This is a genomic window from Mycobacteroides chelonae, from assembly GCF_016767715.1.
Lineage (GTDB): Bacteria > Actinomycetota > Actinomycetes > Mycobacteriales > Mycobacteriaceae > Mycobacterium > Mycobacterium gwanakae.
Genome location: NZ_CP050145.1, coordinates 3,771,730 through 3,789,191 on the forward strand (window position 1 = coordinate 3,771,730; position 17,462 = coordinate 3,789,191).

The 17,462-nt window shown below is 65.6% G+C and carries 14 protein-coding genes; 8 read left to right on the forward strand and 6 right to left on the reverse strand.

What is annotated here, in order from left to right; all coding sequences use genetic code 11:
- Window positions 1-117 precede the first annotated feature (117 nt).
- From HBA99_RS18575 to HBA99_RS18595, 5 genes are read left to right on the forward strand one after another with little or no spacing between them, the layout of a single operon-like run.
- The gene (locus HBA99_RS18575) at window positions 118-798 is read left to right on the forward strand and encodes a TetR/AcrR family transcriptional regulator (protein WP_030096853.1); all 681 of its coding nucleotides are present in this window, start codon (window positions 118-120) and stop codon (window positions 796-798) included.
- A 29-nt stretch (window positions 799-827) separates the two neighbouring features.
- Entirely contained in the window at window positions 828-5,375 is a 4,548-nt protein-coding gene (locus HBA99_RS18580) for an ATP-dependent helicase (protein ID WP_070952115.1), read from the forward strand.
- 10 nt (window positions 5,376-5,385) lie between these two features.
- Complete coding sequence (locus tag HBA99_RS18585) at window positions 5,386-5,775, forward strand: VOC family protein (RefSeq protein ID WP_030096851.1); 390 nt, start codon at window positions 5,386-5,388, stop codon at window positions 5,773-5,775.
- A complete protein-coding gene (locus tag HBA99_RS18590; protein ID WP_070952114.1) occupies window positions 5,772-6,374 on the forward strand; it encodes a pyridoxamine 5'-phosphate oxidase family protein in 603 nt (200 codons plus the stop codon). The genes HBA99_RS18585 and HBA99_RS18590 overlap by 4 nt, the downstream gene beginning before the upstream one ends.
- Window positions 6,371-7,042 (forward strand): hypothetical protein, encoded by a 672-nt coding sequence (locus tag HBA99_RS18595; RefSeq protein ID WP_030096849.1) that lies wholly within the window; start codon window positions 6,371-6,373, stop codon window positions 7,040-7,042. Before HBA99_RS18590 ends, HBA99_RS18595 begins: the two co-directional genes overlap by 4 nt.
- On the opposite strand, the gene HBA99_RS18600 is transcribed toward HBA99_RS18595, so the two are convergent.
- The 3 genes from HBA99_RS18600 to HBA99_RS18610 form a co-directional block, all read right to left on the reverse strand.
- Window positions 7,031-7,885 (reverse strand): pseudouridine synthase, encoded by an 855-nt coding sequence (locus tag HBA99_RS18600; RefSeq protein WP_196326614.1) that lies wholly within the window; start codon window positions 7,883-7,885, stop codon window positions 7,031-7,033. The genes HBA99_RS18595 and HBA99_RS18600 overlap by 12 nt on opposite strands.
- Before the next feature lie 60 nt (window positions 7,886-7,945).
- Window positions 7,946-9,712, reverse strand: a complete 1,767-nt coding sequence (locus HBA99_RS18605) for a glycerol-3-phosphate dehydrogenase/oxidase (RefSeq protein WP_030096847.1) — start codon at window positions 9,710-9,712, stop codon at window positions 7,946-7,948.
- Between the two features lie 115 nt (window positions 9,713-9,827).
- A complete protein-coding gene (locus HBA99_RS18610) occupies window positions 9,828-11,243 on the reverse strand; it encodes an NAD(P)H-quinone dehydrogenase (RefSeq protein ID WP_044105177.1) in 1,416 nt (471 codons plus the stop codon).
- Between the two features lie 104 nt (window positions 11,244-11,347).
- Between HBA99_RS18610 and HBA99_RS18615 the strand changes: the two genes are divergently transcribed.
- Window positions 11,348-11,824, forward strand: a complete 477-nt coding sequence (locus tag HBA99_RS18615) for a gamma-glutamylcyclotransferase family protein (RefSeq protein ID WP_030096845.1) — start codon at window positions 11,348-11,350, stop codon at window positions 11,822-11,824.
- On the opposite strand, the gene HBA99_RS18620 is transcribed toward HBA99_RS18615, so the two are convergent.
- Together HBA99_RS18620 and HBA99_RS18625 are read right to left on the reverse strand one after the other, a co-directional pair.
- Window positions 11,821-13,005: a M20 family metallopeptidase gene (locus HBA99_RS18620; RefSeq protein ID WP_030096844.1), complete on the reverse strand. Its 1,185-nt coding sequence runs from the start codon at window positions 13,003-13,005 to the stop codon at window positions 11,821-11,823. The two genes, HBA99_RS18615 and HBA99_RS18620, sit on opposite strands and share 4 nt — an antisense overlap.
- The gene (locus HBA99_RS18625; protein ID WP_070922895.1) at window positions 13,002-14,207 is read right to left on the reverse strand and encodes a M20 family metallopeptidase; all 1,206 of its coding nucleotides are present in this window, start codon (window positions 14,205-14,207) and stop codon (window positions 13,002-13,004) included. The genes HBA99_RS18620 and HBA99_RS18625 overlap by 4 nt, the downstream gene beginning before the upstream one ends.
- 3 nt (window positions 14,208-14,210) lie before the next feature.
- Here HBA99_RS18625 and HBA99_RS18630 point away from each other — a divergent pair, with 3 nt between their 5' ends.
- Both HBA99_RS18630 and HBA99_RS18635 read left to right on the forward strand, forming a co-directional pair.
- The gene (locus HBA99_RS18630) at window positions 14,211-15,083 is read left to right on the forward strand and encodes a purine-nucleoside phosphorylase (protein WP_078321287.1); all 873 of its coding nucleotides are present in this window, start codon (window positions 14,211-14,213) and stop codon (window positions 15,081-15,083) included.
- On the forward strand, window positions 15,080-16,693 hold the full coding sequence (locus HBA99_RS18635; RefSeq protein ID WP_070933025.1) for a phospho-sugar mutase: 1,614 nt from the start codon (window positions 15,080-15,082) through the stop codon (window positions 16,691-16,693). The genes HBA99_RS18630 and HBA99_RS18635 overlap by 4 nt, the downstream gene beginning before the upstream one ends.
- Window positions 16,694-16,704: 11 nt before the next feature.
- On the opposite strand, the gene upp is transcribed toward HBA99_RS18635, so the two are convergent.
- Window positions 16,705-17,346, reverse strand: coding sequence for a uracil phosphoribosyltransferase (gene upp / locus HBA99_RS18640; protein WP_030096840.1), 642 nt, complete (start codon window positions 17,344-17,346; stop codon window positions 16,705-16,707).
- Between the last annotated feature and the right edge of the window lie 116 nt (window positions 17,347-17,462).

The window sequence follows — 17,462 nt, forward strand, 5'->3', positions numbered from 1 at the left end:
GTGTAGTTAGAGGGCCAGCAGTTCTCGTAATAGCAGATCTGATGAAGCCCGTCCGCCCCTCGTCCGTGCACACCGATCGGGCCAACCACGACCCTGCTGCCTAGTAAAATCTGCTGGATGACCGACGACTCCGATGCAGTTCGCCCGAGCGGCTCATCGCCCCGTCGGCGGCTCACCCCTGAGGACCGACGTGCCGAGCTACTGGAGTTCGGTACGCAACTATTCGGCGAACGTCACTATGACGACGTCCGCATGGACGAGGTAGCTGAGCAGGCGGGTGTGTCACGAGCGCTGCTGTACCGCTACTTTCCCGACAAGCGCTCCTTCTACACCGCGGTGATGCAGGCCGAGTACGACAGGCTCTACGACGCCACCATCTCGCTGGATATGGATCCGACTCTTTCCGGTTTCGAGCGGCTCCGGCGGACTCTTCTGGTGTACCTGCACTACCAGGAGGAGCATCCCTACGCGCCGGTGACCGTGTTCCGCATGATCGATTCTGCCGATCCCACCGTCGCAGCGATAGAGCAGCAGGAATACGACAAGCAGACCGATCGCATCATGGCCGTCGTCGAACATGTCGCCGGCGACGAACTGACCCCGGATCTCGTCACCGCCCTGCGCGTGGTCATCCGGGCCTGGCTGACCTTCAACCAGGAACTGGCACGTCAACGGGCCATCAATCCTGATCTGGACGTCGACTGGCTGGCCGATACCTCCGCGCACGCCATGATCGACGCCGTCCGGCGGGTACCGAACATCCCGAAAGCAGTGGTGGACCTCATGGGTGCCGATTAATTGTCGGCCCCTGTTGGCACGATGGTCCGATGAGCAGCGAGTCCGGTCCACTCGCCCGGTTCTCGGCACCTACCCGGGAATGGTTCGCCGAATCATTCCCGGCTCCCACCCAGGCACAGTCCGGTGCATGGCAGTCCATCGCCAAGGGCGACAACACCCTCGTCATCGCCCCCACCGGGTCCGGCAAAACCCTCGCGGCGTTTCTGTGGGCCATCGACACCCTGGCCGGCGCCAACCCCGAGCTGAATATCGCCGCCGGTGCGGCTCCGGCTCGGCGCGGAACCCGGGTCCTGTACATCTCACCGCTCAAGGCGCTCGCCGTCGATGTCGAGCGGAACCTGCGTGCCCCCCTTGCCGGGATTGCCCGCACCGCACAGCGGATGGGCCTGGCCGAGCCATCCATCACTATCGGGGTGCGCTCGGGCGACACCCCCGCGCAACGCCGCCGGGCGCTGATCTCCTCTCCCCCGGACATCCTCATCACCACCCCGGAGTCACTGTTCCTGATGCTGACCTCCGCCGCACGCGAGACATTGGAAACGGTCACCACCGTCATCGTGGACGAGGTCCACGCGGTGGCCGGAACCAAACGCGGTGCGCACCTTGCGCTCTCGCTTGAACGGCTGGACGATCGTCTTTCCCGGCCAGCACAGCGAATTGGCCTGTCGGCGACGGTGAAACCCGCGGCTGAGGTCGCCCGCTTCCTGTCCGGTCGCGCCCCGGCCAACGTCGTCGCCCCCGCCAGCCCGAAGACCTTCGACCTGTCGGTGGTGGTGCCCGTTTCAGATATGAGCGCCCCAGACACCTACCCCGACGCCGAGGCCTCCAACGCGGGCACCAACACGATTTGGCCACATGTCGAGCAGCGCATCGTCGACCTCATCGAGGCGCACCGCTCGAGCATCGTCTTTGCCAATTCGCGTCGCCTCGCCGAGCGGCTCACCGCTCGGTTCAACGAGATTCACGCTGAGCGTCTGGGGGTGGATCTCACCCCGGTGGCCAATCCCGGCGTACCAGGAGGGCCCCCGGCGCACATCATGGGCAGCGGGCAGACCTACGGTGCCGCACCCTTGCTGGCCCGGGCGCATCATGGCTCGGTCAGCAAGGAGCAGCGCGCGAACATCGAAGAGGACCTCAAGACCGGCCGGCTCAGATGCGTAGTGGCCACCAGCAGCCTCGAACTCGGAATCGACATGGGCGCCGTGGATCTGGTAGTTCAGGTGGAGGCGCCACCGTCGGTGGCCAGCGGACTGCAACGCATCGGCAGGGCCGGACACCAAGTCGGCGAGATCTCCAGGGGTGTTCTTTTCCCGAAGCACCGCACCGATCTGCTGGGCTGCGCGGTCACGGTGCGACGCATGCTCGACGGTGATATCGAAACCCTGCAGGTACCCGCCAATCCGCTGGACATCCTGGCGCAACACACCGTGGCCGCATGTGCACTGGATCCGCTGGACGTCGAGACCTGGTTCGACGTGGTCAGATGCAGCGCCTCCTTCACCTCCCTGCCGCGCAGTGCGTTTGACGCCGTGCTCGACTTACTCAGCGGCAAGTACCCGTCCACCGATTTCGCCGAGTTGCGTCCGCGCGTCGTCTACGACAGAGACGCGGGAACGCTCACCGGACGGCCCGGCGCGCAACGGCTGGCAGTCACGTCCGGGGGCGCTATTCCCGATCGCGGCCTGTTCACGGTGTACATGTATGCCGGCGCCGAGGGCGAGAAGCCATCACGGGTAGGCGAACTCGACGAGGAGATGGTGTACGAGTCGCGCCCGGGGGACGTCATCTCCTTAGGGGCCACCAGCTGGCGCATCACCGAGATCACCCACGAACGGGTGATCGTGGTCCCGGCCTTCGGCCAACCGGGCAGGTTGCCGTTCTGGCGCGGCGACGCGGTAGGGCGGGCCGCAGAGCTGGGCATGGCACTGGGACACCTGACCGGCGAGCTGGCCGCAGCCGATGACGCCGAATTCGATAAACGTTGTGCCGATATGGGATTCGATGACTTTGCGATCGGCAATCTACGAAAGCTGCTCACCGATCAGCTGCAGTCCACCGGCGCTGTCCCCACCGACACCACACTGATCGTCGAGAGATTCCGCGATGAACTCGGCGACTGGCGCATCGTGCTGCACTCGCCGTACGGACTGCGGGTCAACGGCCCATTGGCGCTGGCCGTCGCCGATCGGCTCCAACAGCGCTATGGGGTCAGCGAGTCACCCACAGCCACCGACGACGGGATCGTGGTCCGACTGCCCGATACCGATGACAGTCCACCCGGGGCAAGCCTTTTCGTCTTCGACGCCGTCGAGATCGAGGCGATCGTCACGCGGGAGGTCGGCGGGTCCGCGCTGTTCGCGGCGCGGTTCCGCGAGTGCGCCGCGCGCGCTCTGCTCCTTCCACGCCGAACTCCCGGGCGCCGATCACCACTGTGGCAGCAACGCCAGCGCGCCGCGCAACTGCTCGATGTCGCACGCAAGCACTCCGATTTCCCGATGGTGCTTGAGGCGTTACGCGAATGCCTGCAGGACGTTTACGACATCGGCACCCTGGTGCGGTTGATGTCGAGTATCGAGCAGCGTCGGATCCGGATCGTCGAGGTACAGACCGAGGTACCTTCTCCCTTCGCGGCCGCACAACTGTTCAGCTATATCGGCGGATTCATGTACGACGAGGACCGCCCCCTGGCCGAGCGACGTGCCGCTGCTCTCTCGCTGGACACTGGCCTGCTCGCCGAGCTTATGGGACGGGTGGAACTGCGCGAGCTGCTCGACCCGGCAGTCATCGAGACGACCGAGAAACAACTGCAGCGCCTCGCCGAGGAACGCAAGGCCCGCGACGCCGAGGGCCTCGCCGATCTGTTCCGCCTCTTGGGCCCCATCACCGCCGAAGAGGTCAGCGCCCGCTGCTCCGGCGCGGGGGCCGATTGGCTGCGCGAGCTCGTCGCCGCGCACCGGGTGATCGAGACCCACTACGGGCAGCGCGCCTGGTGGGCGGCCGTCGAGGATGCGGCACGTCTGCGTGACGCGCTCGGGGTGCCGGTACCGCCGGGTGTGCCTGCGGCCTTCACCGACGCGACGGCCGATCCGCTCGGGGAGCTGCTGGGCCGATACGCCAGGACACACGGCCCATTCACCACCGGGCAGGCCGCCGAACGCTTTGGTATTGGTATTCGTGTTGCCGCCGACGCCTTGGCGGCACTGGCCGCACGCGGCCAGTTAGTACGTGGCGAATTCACCTCCGAAGCAACAGATTCTGAACAGTGGTGCGATGCCGAGGTCCTGCGGATCCTGCGCCGACGGTCCCTGGCTGCGCTGCGCGCGCAGGTGGAGCCCGTCAGCACATCGGCATTCGCACGGTTTCTGCCTGATTGGCAGTACCTCGATTCCAGCCTGCGCGGCGTCGACGGAGTCGCCACCGTCATCGACCAGCTGGCCGGGGTGCCGATACCCGCATCTGCTTGGGAGCCACTGATTCTGGCGCGCCGGGTCCGCGATTATTCGCCCCAGATGCTCGATGAGCTGCTTGCCTCCGGAGAGGCGGTGTGGTCTGGACACGGCTCGATCACCGCGCAGGACGGCTGGATCGCCTTGCATCCGAGCGAGGTCGCACCGGCCACACTGGCCGCACCCGATTCGGTGGTTCTGGACGAGGCACACCGCGCGATTCTCGATGGCCTCGCCGCCGGCGGTGGATTCTTTTTCCGCCAGTTCGGCGACGGGGCGACACGCGCGGCGTTATGGGATCTGGTGTGGGCGGGACAGGTGACGGGTGACACCTTTGCGCCGCTGCGAGCGCTCCTGGGCACCGCCGCCACATCGCGTACGACGCACCGAAACCGGCGAGCTCCGAGGCTGCGTGCCTACACACCAATCCCCACCGCGGCACCGGTCGATCCCGCGGTCGCCGGCCGGTGGTCATTGCTCCCGGAGAGGCTTGCCGACGGGACTGAACGTTCGCACACACAGGCCGAGTTGCTGCTCGGGCGGTACGGCGTGGTGACCAAGGGCAGCGTCGTCGCCGAGGGAGTCGCGGGCGGTTTCGCCTGGCTGTACAAGGTGTTGTCGACGTTTGAGGACAACGGGCGCTGTCGCCGGGGCTATTTCGTCGAATCACTTGGGGGTGCGCAGTTCGCTTCTCCCTCGACCGTCGACAGGCTGCGCGAATACCTCGACACGGTCGACGACGAACGCACGCCGCAGCGGGCGACGGTGCTGGCGGCAACCGACCCCGCCAATCCGTATGGTGCGGCCCTGGTGTGGCCACGGACCGCGTCCGATTCCGGTCATCGACCGGGCCGCAAAGCCGGGGCGCTCGTGGCGCTCGTCGATGGCCATCTGGTGCTGTACATCGAAAGGGGCGGCAAGTCGCTGCTCAGTTTCGTGACCGATCCCACGATGCTGCACGCCGCGGCGTTGGGCACGATGGATTTGGTACGCGCCGGTGGGCTCGATGGTCTAGTAGTCGAAAAAATCGATGGCAGATCGGTTTTCGACATCGGAGAGTCCGCAGTGAGCACGGCGTTACTGGAAGCCGGTTTCGGGCGGACGCCGAAGGGACTGAGAGTGCGCCGATGAGGAGACAGCAATGAAGGTGACACGGTTTGACCACGTGGTGATCAACTGCACCGACGTGGACACCACTGCGGCCTGGTATCAGCGTGTCCTTGGCATGACTCGGGAGACTTTCGGCCCCGCCGGCCGCACGGCTCTGACATTCGGCGCTCAGAAGATCAACCTGCGGCCAGTCACGGCAACCCAGGAGGAGTGGTTCACCGGCCTGGCCGCGGCGGCCGGCTCCGATGATCTGTGCTTCATCACCGACGTTTCCCCCGACGAGGTCCGCGAGCATCTCACGTCATGTGGGATAGATATCGAGCAGGGGCCGGTGACCAAGATCGGTGCGCTGGGCGCGATGACATCGCACTACTGCAGGGACCCCGACGGAAACCTCATCGAGATCGCGGTATACCCATGAGCAACAACCACTATCACTACATCGCCTTCGGCACGGATGCGATCGAGCGCCAGCGAGTCAACGGCAGCTACGTCGCCTACGGCACACACCTGGAACGCCCGGATGACGGCCCCGACGATCTGGGATCACGGGAGTTACGGATGATCGCCGAGGCGACCCAATTCTGTCTGGGCACCGTGACCCCGACGGGGTGGCCCTATCTGCAATACCGCAGCGGCCCGGCGGGATTCGTGCGTCATCTCGGCGGGAACACCGTGCGGTTCGTTGATCTTCCGGGCAACAACCAATTCGTGACCCTCGGAAACCTCGCCGCCGACAATCGGCTGGCGATGTTCTTCGTCGACTACCCGCGCAAGCAGCGCCTCAAGGTTTTTGGCCGCGGCACCGTGCACGACGACACCCGCCGCGAGATCGAAGTGACCGTGGAGGCATTCGACTGGAACTGCTCGCGCAGCATCATTCCCCGTTATGACCAGCAGCACCTGTCCGATCTCGGCAAGGCCTATCAGGAGAAGGCCGCCGCCAGGGAGGCCGAGCTCACCGCCGAAATCGAGCGACTACGCGCACGGGTAGCCGACCTTGAAGCCACACCCCAGTGACCGCTCTCGCCGCTGATCGGGTGCTGCGGACCCACGCGACGCGGTTCAAGCATTGGCTACAGGAGTACCCCGGCAACGAGATCGGATATCCGCACTGGAAACACGTCGAAGCCCATTTCTCCGAGCTACTCGTCACTGGCGGTGTCGGCCGGCTCAACCAGGACGAGCTGACGGCCTTGCTTTACCTCATCGCTCGGGGCTGGGACATCGGCCGGATGATCGCGTGGCTGTCGAACACACCCAACTTGTCCAACCTCGGCGACCTTGAGCGAGAAGACTTCCTGATACTCGCCCGGCTGGCTTCAATCATCGAGGGCACCGAATACGACGACGCGCGATACCAATTCGCGGCTTCCATCCGAAAGCTGGGGCCGCTCAAAGCAGATACCGAATCCGTTCTGCTGGCCTTCTACGACAGCACCGATGAGTACACCAAACGCCTATCTCTCATCTCCCTGGCACAGGGTGGATATCCCGGCATCCGGGCGCTGATCGAAAAATCCTGGCACACGATCGAGGAAGAACATCACAAGATCGGCTGCTTGGAATGTCTGAGCGAGTACGTCGGTGACGAGACGCTACTGCGCGAGTACCTGGACAAGGCCAGAGATCTACCGGGCCGCTACCTGCGGGACTACGCCGAACATCTCCGCGCGTCACTGCCCTAGAGTCCTCGTCGACTCGTACCGGACGTCCTTGCCCGTCAACGGGTCACGAAACGCCAAAGAGCGCGCCAGGAGTTGCAACGGATGCGCGAAATCGTCCGATGCCACCTCGCGCACCTGCGGATACAGCGGATCGTTGACGATCGGGATGCCCAGGCTGTTCAGATGGACCCGCAGCTGATGGGTCTGGCCGGTGCTCGGAGTCAGGCGATATCTGCCTGTCGGACCATCGTGATCGACCAGCTCGATATGGGTCTCGGCGTTCGCCGGCCCCGGCTCCTCGACCGCCTGAAGGATGCTGCGCCGCTTGATGATCCTGCTCCGCAACGTGACCGGCAGAGCCACTCCGGGATCGACGGGCGCCAAGGCCTCATAGGTCTTGGCGACCTGCCGCTGCGCAAAGAGCGATTGATACGCGGAACGGACCTCGCGGCGCACCGTGAACAGGAGCACCCCCGCGGTGAGCCGGTCCAGGCGATGCGCGGGTGCCAGTTCCGGCAGGTCCAGCGTCCTGCGCAGACGTACCAGCGCTGTCTCGGCGACATGCCGCCCGCGCGGCATCGTTGACAGGAAATGCGGCTTGTCGACCACCAGAACGTTTTCGTCCCAATGCAATATGTCGACGGCGAAGGGTACGGGAACCTCCACGGCCACGTCGCGATACGTGTACACCACCGATCCCGAGCGCAGGCGCGTATCCGTGGTGATCGGCGCACCCGCGGCGTCGACAACCTCGCCACGGCTCACCTTGCCGGCGGCGTCCGAACCGAATCGGGATACCAGCTCGTCAACCACTTGCCCATCTTCGCGCAAGCGGATTCGCACCGGCCCCAGGCCGTCTCGCACCGGTAGAGGCGGCTCAGGAGCCCTTCTTCTGGGGCTCACCAGCGCAACCTATATCGCGTCTTACTTGGACGGCGACAATACGTCGGTCACCGGCTCGACGATGAACGACCGCGCCTCGGGTGCGGCCACCCGCAATGCATCCGCCGACGCATCGTCGGGCTGACGTTGCGAACGTACCTCCGCGTCGACCCGCGCACGGTAGGTATCCACCTCACGCACAATGTCTTCCGCGGACCAGCCAAGCACAGGAGCCACCAGCTCGGCGACCTCCTGGGCGCAGTCGACACCACGATGCGGGTACTCGATGGCAATGCGCATACGCCGGGCGAGGATGTCCTCCAGGTGCAGGGCACCCTCGGCCGCCACCGCGTAGAGCGCCTCGACCTTCAAGTACATCGGCGCCTTCGCGATCGGCTGCAACAGGCTGTGATCCGATCCCGCACAAGCTAGGACCTCGCCGATCAGCGAACCGTATCGGTCCAACAGGTGCCGTACCCGGTAGGGGTGCAGACCGTAGGTCTCCCCGACGTGTTCAGTCTGATTGATCAGCGCGAAGTATCCGTCGGCGCCCAGCAGCGGCACCTTCTCGGTAATCGAGGGCGCCACTCGCGCCGGCACGAATTCGCTTGCCATGTCAATGGCATCGGAGGCCATCACGCGATACGTCGTGTACTTGCCACCGGCGATGGCCACCAGCCCCGGAGCGGCGACCGCCACGGCGTGCTCGCGGGAGAGTTTCGACGTGTCGTCATCCTCCCCGGCCAGCAGCGGCCGCAATCCCGCGTAGACGCCATCGATATCGTTGTGCGTCAACGGTGTTGCCAACACCGTGTTCACCTTGTCCAGGATGTAGTCGATATCGACTTTGGTGGCTGCCGGGTGCGCCAGGTCGAGATTCCATTCGGTGTCGGTGGTCCCGATGATCCAGTGGTTACCCCACGGGATGACGAACAGCACCGACTTTTCGGTCCGCAGGATGATCGCCACCTCGCTGACGATTCTGTCCCGTGGCACCACGATGTGCACACCCTTGGACGCGGTCACCCGGAACCGGCCACGGGTGCGCGACAGCGCCTGAATCTCGTCGGTCCACACCCCGGTCGCATTGACGACGACATGCCCGCGAACCTCGGTTTCAGCGCCGTTCTCGGTGTCCCGCACCACCACACCGGTGACGCGATCACCCTCACGCAGCAGCGAGACCACCTGAGTGGATGTCCTGACCACGGCCCCGTAGTGCGCCGCCGTCCGGGCCACATTCATGGTGTGCCGAGCATCGTCGACCACGGTGTCGTAGTAGCGGATACCGCCGATGAGCGAGTTGCGCTTCAGTCCGGGCGCCAGCCTCAGCGCGCCGGCGCGGGTGAGATGTTTCTGGGCGGGAACAGATTTCGCGCCACCCATCTGGTCATACAAGAAAATCCCGGCGGCAATATAGGGACGTTCCCACCACCGATTGGTCAACGGGAACAAGAACGGCAGCGGCTTGACCAGATGCGGCGCCAATGTCGAGAGCGATAACTCTCGCTCGCGCAATGCCTCCTGAACCAACCCAAATTCGAGCTGCTCAAGGTAGCGCAGGCCGCCGTGGAACATCTTCGAGGAGCGGCTCGATGTCCCGGCGGCGAAGTCACGCGCCTCGACCAACGCCACCTTCAGCCCGCGAGTGGCGGCATCCAGAGCCGATCCGGCGCCAACCACACCGCCGCCGATCACGATGACATCGAACTGCTCAGATCCCAGGCGCTCCCAGTTCAACGAACGGGCCTGCGGTCCAAGGAACGTGTATGTGGGTCCACCCGCCGATGGGCTGGTTGCGTCACTCACGACTGCTCCCTTCCACGCCCATTACCGGGCCCCGGAGTCCTTCCAGAAACCCACGTTACCGGCCGGTAGCGCTCTCGTCTGTGATGTGTGCCGCTGTGGCGCATGTCGTCCGAGGTCAGTCCAGGTCATCGTGGGCGATGAGCTGGCGCGCCGCCTCCGTTACCGAACCGGACAGCGACGGGTACACCGACAAGGTCTGCGCCAGGTCGTTCACGGACAGCAGGTTCTGCACCGCGATCGCGATGGGCAGGATCAGCTCGGAGGCATTCGAGGCCACCACGACACCGCCGATCACCACACCGGTGGCCGGACGGCAGAAGATCTTCACGAAACCGCGCTTGAGGCCCGACATCTTGGCCCGGGGATTGGTGTTCAAGGGCAGCGTGACCGTCCGCGCCGGAATCTCTCCATTGTCGATGGCCGCCTGGGACACCCCCACCGCAGCGATCTCCGGGCGGGTAAACACTGCAGCAGCAACGGTTTTCAACCTGATGGGCTGTACCGCATCGCCGAGGGCGTGATACATGGCAATGCGGCCCTGCATGGCAGCCACCGAGGCCAGCGGGAGCAGACCCGTGCAGTCACCCGCGGCGTAGATGCCTGCCACCGAGGTGCGCGACACCCGGTCCACGGTCAGATAGCCGCCGGAGCCGAGGCTGATCCCGACGCGCTCGAGGCCCAGGCCCGCAGTGTTGGGAATCGACCCCACGGTCATGAGCACATGGCTGCCGTCAACCGCCCTGCCGTCGGCCATCGCCACGCGGACACCTGTCTCGGTCCGGGTCACCGCATCGGCGCGAGCATTCTTGATGAGCGTCACACCGCGCTCGGCCAGCGTGTCCTCCAGGACCAGGGCGGCTTCCTCGTCCTCGTGCGGCAGCACACGGTCGCGGCTGGCCACCACCGTCACCTGAACTCCCAGCTCGGTGTAGGCGTGGACAAACTCCGCACCCGTGACACCCGATCCGACCACGATCAGGTGTTCGGGCAATTCCTCCAGGTCGTAGAGCTGACGCCAGGTGAGGATCCGTTCACCGTCGGGACGCGCATGGGACAACACCCGCGGGCTGGCGCCGGTGGCGATGAGCACCACATCGGCCTCCAGAATGGTGCTGCTTCCGTCTGCGGCGGTGGCCTTGACCCGGTGATATGCCATTCCGACCACGTGATCGACCAGCTCGGCACGTCCAGAGATCAGCCGTACCCCGGCGTTGCGCAGCCGCGCTGCGATATCGGCCGACTGCTCGGCGGCAAGGCGCTTCACACGGTTGTGGATCTGCGGGAGCGAGATCTTGGCGTGCTCCACGTCGATGTCAAAGCCCAGGTTGGGGGCGCGCCGCAGGTCGGTACGCACACCCGTGGACGCGATGAACGTCTTGGACGGCACGCAATCGAAGAGCACGCAGGCGCCACCGATGCCGTCCGAGTCGATCACCGTCACCTCGGTGGTGCTTCGCTCATGGGCCGCGGCCACGAGCGCCGCTTCGTATCCCGCTGGTCCTCCACCAATGATCACGATGCGCGTCGCCACGGCATCAAACCTACAAGGACCGAACCGACCCGGCTTGCCACGATGGGGGAACTTGCCACCATCCCTGCCGTCATCTACAACACAGGACCACTAGGCTTGCCCCCGTGCCGCTCTACGCCGCCTACGGCTCCAACATGCATCCCGAGCAGATGTTGCAGCGTGCGCCGCACTCCCCCATGGCGGGCACCGGCTGGCTGCACGGCTGGCGGCTGACCTTCGGCGGCGAGGACATCGGCTGGGAGGGCGCGCTGGCCACCGTCGTGCAAGACCCCAATTCGAAGGTCTTCGTTGTGCTCTACGACATGACCGGGGCCGACGAGAAGAACCTTGATCGCTGGGAAGGTTCCGAACTCGGCATCCATACCAAGATTCGCTGCCGGATCGACCGCGAGTCTTCCGACACGACCATCGACCCGGTATTGGCCTGGCTCTACGTCGTCAATGCCTACGAGGGCGGACTACCGTCGGCCCGATACCTGGGCGTGATGGCCGACGCGGCGGAAATCGCAGGCGCGCCAGAGGATTACGTGCACGGTCTGCGCACCCGCGCCTCACGCAATATCGGCCCCGGAACGAGCTAGACGGAACCCTGCGCGGCACTCTGTTCGACGAGGTTCACCAGCGTCCGCACGCCGACGCCCAGAGCCCGTTCATCGATATCGAAGTTCGGTTGGTGGATGTCGAGCTGCGGGCCCGATCCTGACCACACCCCCAGCCGCGCCATCGCACCGGGCACCTCCTCCAAATACCAGGAGAAGTCCTCGCCACCGCCGGACTGCGTGGTCTCCGCGAGTGCATCCAGCCCGATGTCCTCGATGGCCCGCACGAAGATATGCGTCGAGTCGGACTCGTTGATGACGGGTGGAACACCACGCCGGTAGTTGAGCGTGTAGTCGATACGCAGCGGGGCCAGCAGTCCCTCGATCACGTCGCGGACGGTGTCCTCCAGGGTGATCCACACATCCCGGCTACCGGTGCGCACCGTGCCCGCCAGCGAGCCGATCTGCGGAATGGCGTTGGCCGCCTGCCCTGCGTTGACGGCTCCCCACACCATGACGGTGCCGGCGCGCGGATCGATCCGGCGACTCAACATCCCCGGTAATCCGGTGATGACGGTGCCGAGCCCGTACACCAGGTCGGCCGTCAGATGCGGCCGCGAAGTATGCCCTCCCGGGGAATGCAGCGTGACTTCGACCGTGTCCGCGGCCGAGGTGATTGCCCCCGCACGGATTGCCACCTTGCCCACCTCCAGGCGTGGATCACAGTGCAGCGCAAAAATCCTCGTCACACCGGCCATCGCCCCGGTGGCCACCACGTCGATCGCGCCGCCCGGCATGACCTCTTCGGCGGGCTGGAAGATGAGCCGCACGCCCGAGGGCAGCGAGGGAGCCGAATTCAGGGCCATGGCCGCGCCCAGCAGGATGGCGGTGTGTGCGTCATGCCCGCAGGCATGCGCGACATTGGGCACCGTCGAGGAGTAGGGCGCGCCGGTGCGTTCCTGCATCGGCAGGGCGTCCATATCCGCGCGCAATGCCACACGTGGACCGTCCTCGGGCCCGAAGTCGCAGGTGATTCCCGTCCCGCCGGGCAGCACCTTCGGGTTGAGTCCGGCCTCGGCCAGCCGCGCGGCCACGTACTCGGTAGTGGCGTGCTCCTGGCGTGCCAGTTCGGGATGCGCGTGAATGTGGCGCCGCCACCGGATTAGCGTCTCGGAATTCTCCGCGAGCCAACGCTCCGCGACGGCGGACAGGGATTCGCTCACACTGTCACCGTCCTGCGCGCCAGCCGATCCAGCACCCTGGATCGCTCTGTCTCATTCTCAGCAAGCCGTATCACGGTGCGCGCCAACATCTTCGCTCCTTCAACCACAGCTCGGTCGGCGCCCGGTTCCCGGGCCGCCTTTTCGAAATCGGGCTGATGAATGACCGCTCCGCCCGAATCGATGCCGATGACCGGGTGGATACCGGGCAGCACTTGCGTCACGTTGCCCATATCGGTGCTACCCAGGGGCACCGCTGCCTCGAACTCGGCGGGCACCGGCGTGCGGCCGAAGGACTCCATCTCCTCGCGGAACACTCCGACCAGCCAGGGATCGGGCGTCAGCTCCAGGTATGGCGGCGACGACTCGACCAGTTCATGGCTGCATCCGGTGGCCACCGCACCAGCGGCGAAGCAGGCGTACACCTTCTCCTCCAGTTCGCGCAGGGACGACGATTCGACGGCGCGCATCGTGTACTGCATCGCCGCACGAGCCGGAATGATGTTGGCCGCTTCTCCCCCCTCCGTGACGATGCCGTGGATCAGCTGTCCGGGTGACAGATGCTGACGCAACAGACCGATCGAGACCTGAGCCACCGTCACCGCATCGGCGGCGTTGATTCCCAGGTGCGGCGCGACCGCCGCGTGTGATTCCTTGCCGTGATAGGTGACCATCACGTCGGTCAGCGCGAGTGACCGCGCTCCGGCGATATCGATCGGCCCGGGGTGCAACATCACCGCGGCCGCGATGTCGTCGAAAGCACCCGCCTTGAGCAGAAGTGCCTTGCCGCCCCCGTATTCCTCCGCTGGAGTGCCGATAACCACCACGGTGAGTCCGAGTGCGTCAGCAACCTCGGCGAGAGCCAGCCCGGTGCCCACCGCGGAGGCGGCGATGATGTTGTGCCCGCACGCATGTCCGATGCCGGGCAGCGCGTCGTACTCGGCGCAAACACCGATGACCAGCGGACCGTCCCCGAAGGTGGCACGGAATGCGGTGTCCAAACCGCCTTGACCTGTCACGATCTCGAATCCGCGCTCGGCTAGCAGCCGCTGGGTTTTCATAGCACTGCGAACCTCGTGGAAGGCCAACTCAGGTTCGCCGTGAATATCGTGCGATAACGCCACCAGATCCGTTGCCGCGGCGTCCACGACCGTGCAAGCGGCCTGGGCATGCGCGGCGGACGACGCTCCGGTGCTCAAGGGCATTAGATGAGTATCCCATCATGGTTAGGCTGCGTAGCTGTGACCGATGAGCCACTTGGGCGAAGAGGCAACAGCACCGACGAGACTCCGGCCGACGAGGCAGCGCGTGCCGCGGCGGAGATCGCCGCGCGCACCGGCGTCGCGTCCCACCCCGTCGCGGTGGTTCTCGGGTCCGGCTGGGCTCCGGCGGCCGCGGCGCTCGGCACCCCCGCCACCACGATCCCGATGGCAGACCTGCCCGGATTCAGCCCGCCGAGCGCTGCCGGACACGGCGGATCGGTGCTGTCGGTACCCATTGGCGACAGCGGCGAGCGGATGCTGGTCCTGCTGGGCCGGATCCACGCGTACGAGGGTCACGACCTGCGCCACGTCGTGCACCCGGTGCGCACCGCCTGCGCCGCCGGTGCGCGCACCATCGTGCTCACTAACGCCGCCGGAGGATTGCGCGACGAGTACACGGTGGGTCAGCCGGTGCTGATCAGCGACCACCTCAACCTCACGGCCCGCTCACCGTTGGTGGGTGCGCAGTTCGTCGACCTCGTCGATGCGTACGCAACGCGATTACGGGCACTCGCACGGGAAATCGATGACAGCCTCGCCGAGGGGGTGTACGCGGGCCTTCCCGGTCCGCACTATGAGACCCCCGCGGAGATCCGGATGCTGCGCACGTTGGGGGCAGACCTGGTGGGCATGTCGACGGTGCACGAGACGATCGCGGCCCGCGCGGCCGGTGCCGAGGTGCTGGGGGTGTCACTGGTGACCAACCTTGCGGCCGGCATGACGGGAGAGTCTCTCAACCATGACGAGGTACTGGCCGCCGGGCGCGCGTCGGCCACTCGCATGGGCCAACTTCTCAGCTCGGTGATTGGCCGGTTATGACCGTCGCGGCGCAGACGATCCAGGACTGGATCGACCATGACCCCGACCCCGAGACGGCAGCCGAGCTACGCGCCTGCTCCGAGGAGGAGCTCGCGCAACGATTCTCGGAGCCATTGGTCTTCGGCACGGCGGGCCTGCGCGGCGCCGTCCGGGGCGGCCCGAACGGCATGAACCTGGCGGTGGTGTTGCGCACCACCTACGCACTGGCCAAGGTCCTCAAGGATCGGTGCCTCGGCGGCTCGACCGTGGTGGTGGGTCGCGATGCGCGACACGGATCCGAGCAGTTCGCACAGGGCGCGGCGGAAGTCCTTGCTGCCGAGGGGTTCAAGGTCGTACTGCTCCCCCGCCCGCTGCCCACGCCGGTGCTGGCATTCGCGGTACGTCATCTGGATGCGGCGGCAGGCATTCAGATCACCGCATCCCACAACCCTCCCGCTGACAATGGCTACAAGGTGTACTGGTCGGGAGGAGCTCAGATCATCTCCCCAACCGATCGTGATATCGAATCAACAACAAAGGCAGCCCCTTTCGCTGATCAGATTCCCCGCACCCCCGTCACCCCCGCCGATGACACCTTGGTGGATGCCTACGTCCAGCGTGCCGCCACGGTGCGGCGGGGCTCCGGCGGTGTCCGCATCGCCCTCACCGCATTGCATGGAGTCGGCGGCGCCACCGCCGTGGCCGTGCTGAATGCCGCGGGTATCACCGATATTCATGTGGTGGACGAGCAGTTCCAGCCGGATCCGGACTTTCCGACGGTCGCTTTTCCGAATCCCGAAGAGCCGGGAGCCGCGGACGCGGTACTGACCCGGGCCGCCGAGATCGATGCGGATCTGGCCATCGCGCTGGACCCGGACGCCGACCGCTGTGCCATCGGAATTCCCACCACGACCGGTTGGCGCATGCTGTCCGGCGATGAAACCGGTTGGCTGCTTGGTGATTACATCCTCTCAACGCAGCCACCATCGCCCACTCCGCCGGTGGTAGCCAGCACGGTGGTCTCCTCCCGCATGCTCGCGCGCATCGCGGCATCCCTCGGCGCACGGCATGTGGAAACCCTCACCGGCTTCAAATGGCTTGTCCGAGCGGCAGATTTTGACCTGGTCTACGCGTACGAGGAAGCCATTGGGCATTGCGTCGATCCGGCCGCCGTGCGGGACAAGGACGGTATCTCCGCGGCGGTGCTCGCATGCGACCTCGTGACACATCTGCGTGAGCTCGGATCGAGTGTGGAGGAAAAGCTCGAGAACCTGGCGATCAGGCACGGTATCCATGTCACCTCGCAGGTCTCGTTGCGCATGGACTCTCTCGCCGACATCACGGCGATGATGACGCGCCTGCGGGCGAACCTGCCCACTGCGCTGTCCGGGTTCCCGATCACCGTCGAAGACCTACGGGAACGACGGGGTCAGCAGCGCACCGACGCGGTGATACTGTCCGGCGAAATCGGGGGATCGTCCATCCGGCTGGTGATCCGCCCCTCGGGAACCGAACCAAAGGTCAAGTGCTACATCGAGGTCCGCGAGCCGGTCATCACCGATGCGACCGTCGCTCGGATCTGGGCGGGCGTGGTGGTCTCCGAGCTGGAGGCGTACGCCCGCAACATCTGACTCGGCCCGACTTATCTGGGACCGAACTGACGATCGCCGGCATCGCCCAGGCCCGGCACGATGTATGCGGCGTCGTTCAGACCCTCGTCGATGGTGGCGGTGAACAACCGCGCGGATGTCGACGGGCCGTAGCGCGCAACGCCCTCCTGGACCGCCTCGACCCCCTGCGGCGCCGCGACCACACACAACATCGTGATGTCGGAGGCACCGCGGGAATGCAACAGATCGAGCGTATGGACCATCGAACCACCGGTGGCCAGCATCGGATCCAGGACGAACACCGGTTGTGTCGACAAGTCGGCCGGAAGAGATTCCAGATACGGGGTGGGCTGCCATGTCTGCTCGTCGCGCGCCATGCCGACGAACCCGACGCGCGCCTCGGGAATGAGGGCATGTGCCTGATCCACCATCCCCAACCCCGCCCGCAGGACCGGGACCAGCAACGGCGGATTGGCCAAACGGAACCCCGTCGTCACCGCCACCGGCGTGTGCACCGCGGAGGACTCCACCGGTGCCGAGCGGGTCGCCTCATAGACCAGCATCAGGGTGAGATCCCGCAGCGCAGCGCGGAAGGCCGCGTTGTCCGTGCCTGCATCGCGAAGAGTGGTCAACCGGGCCGCGGCAAGCGGATGCTCGACTACGTGCACATGCATGCTCCAGACCCTAGAACAGCAAGCTTCGATCCAGCCGATCCCAGAGGCGGGAGGCATGTGATGGGCGTCACTTTCGGCACAGTACGGCTCTATGCCTCTTTATCGTTCCTGGCAAA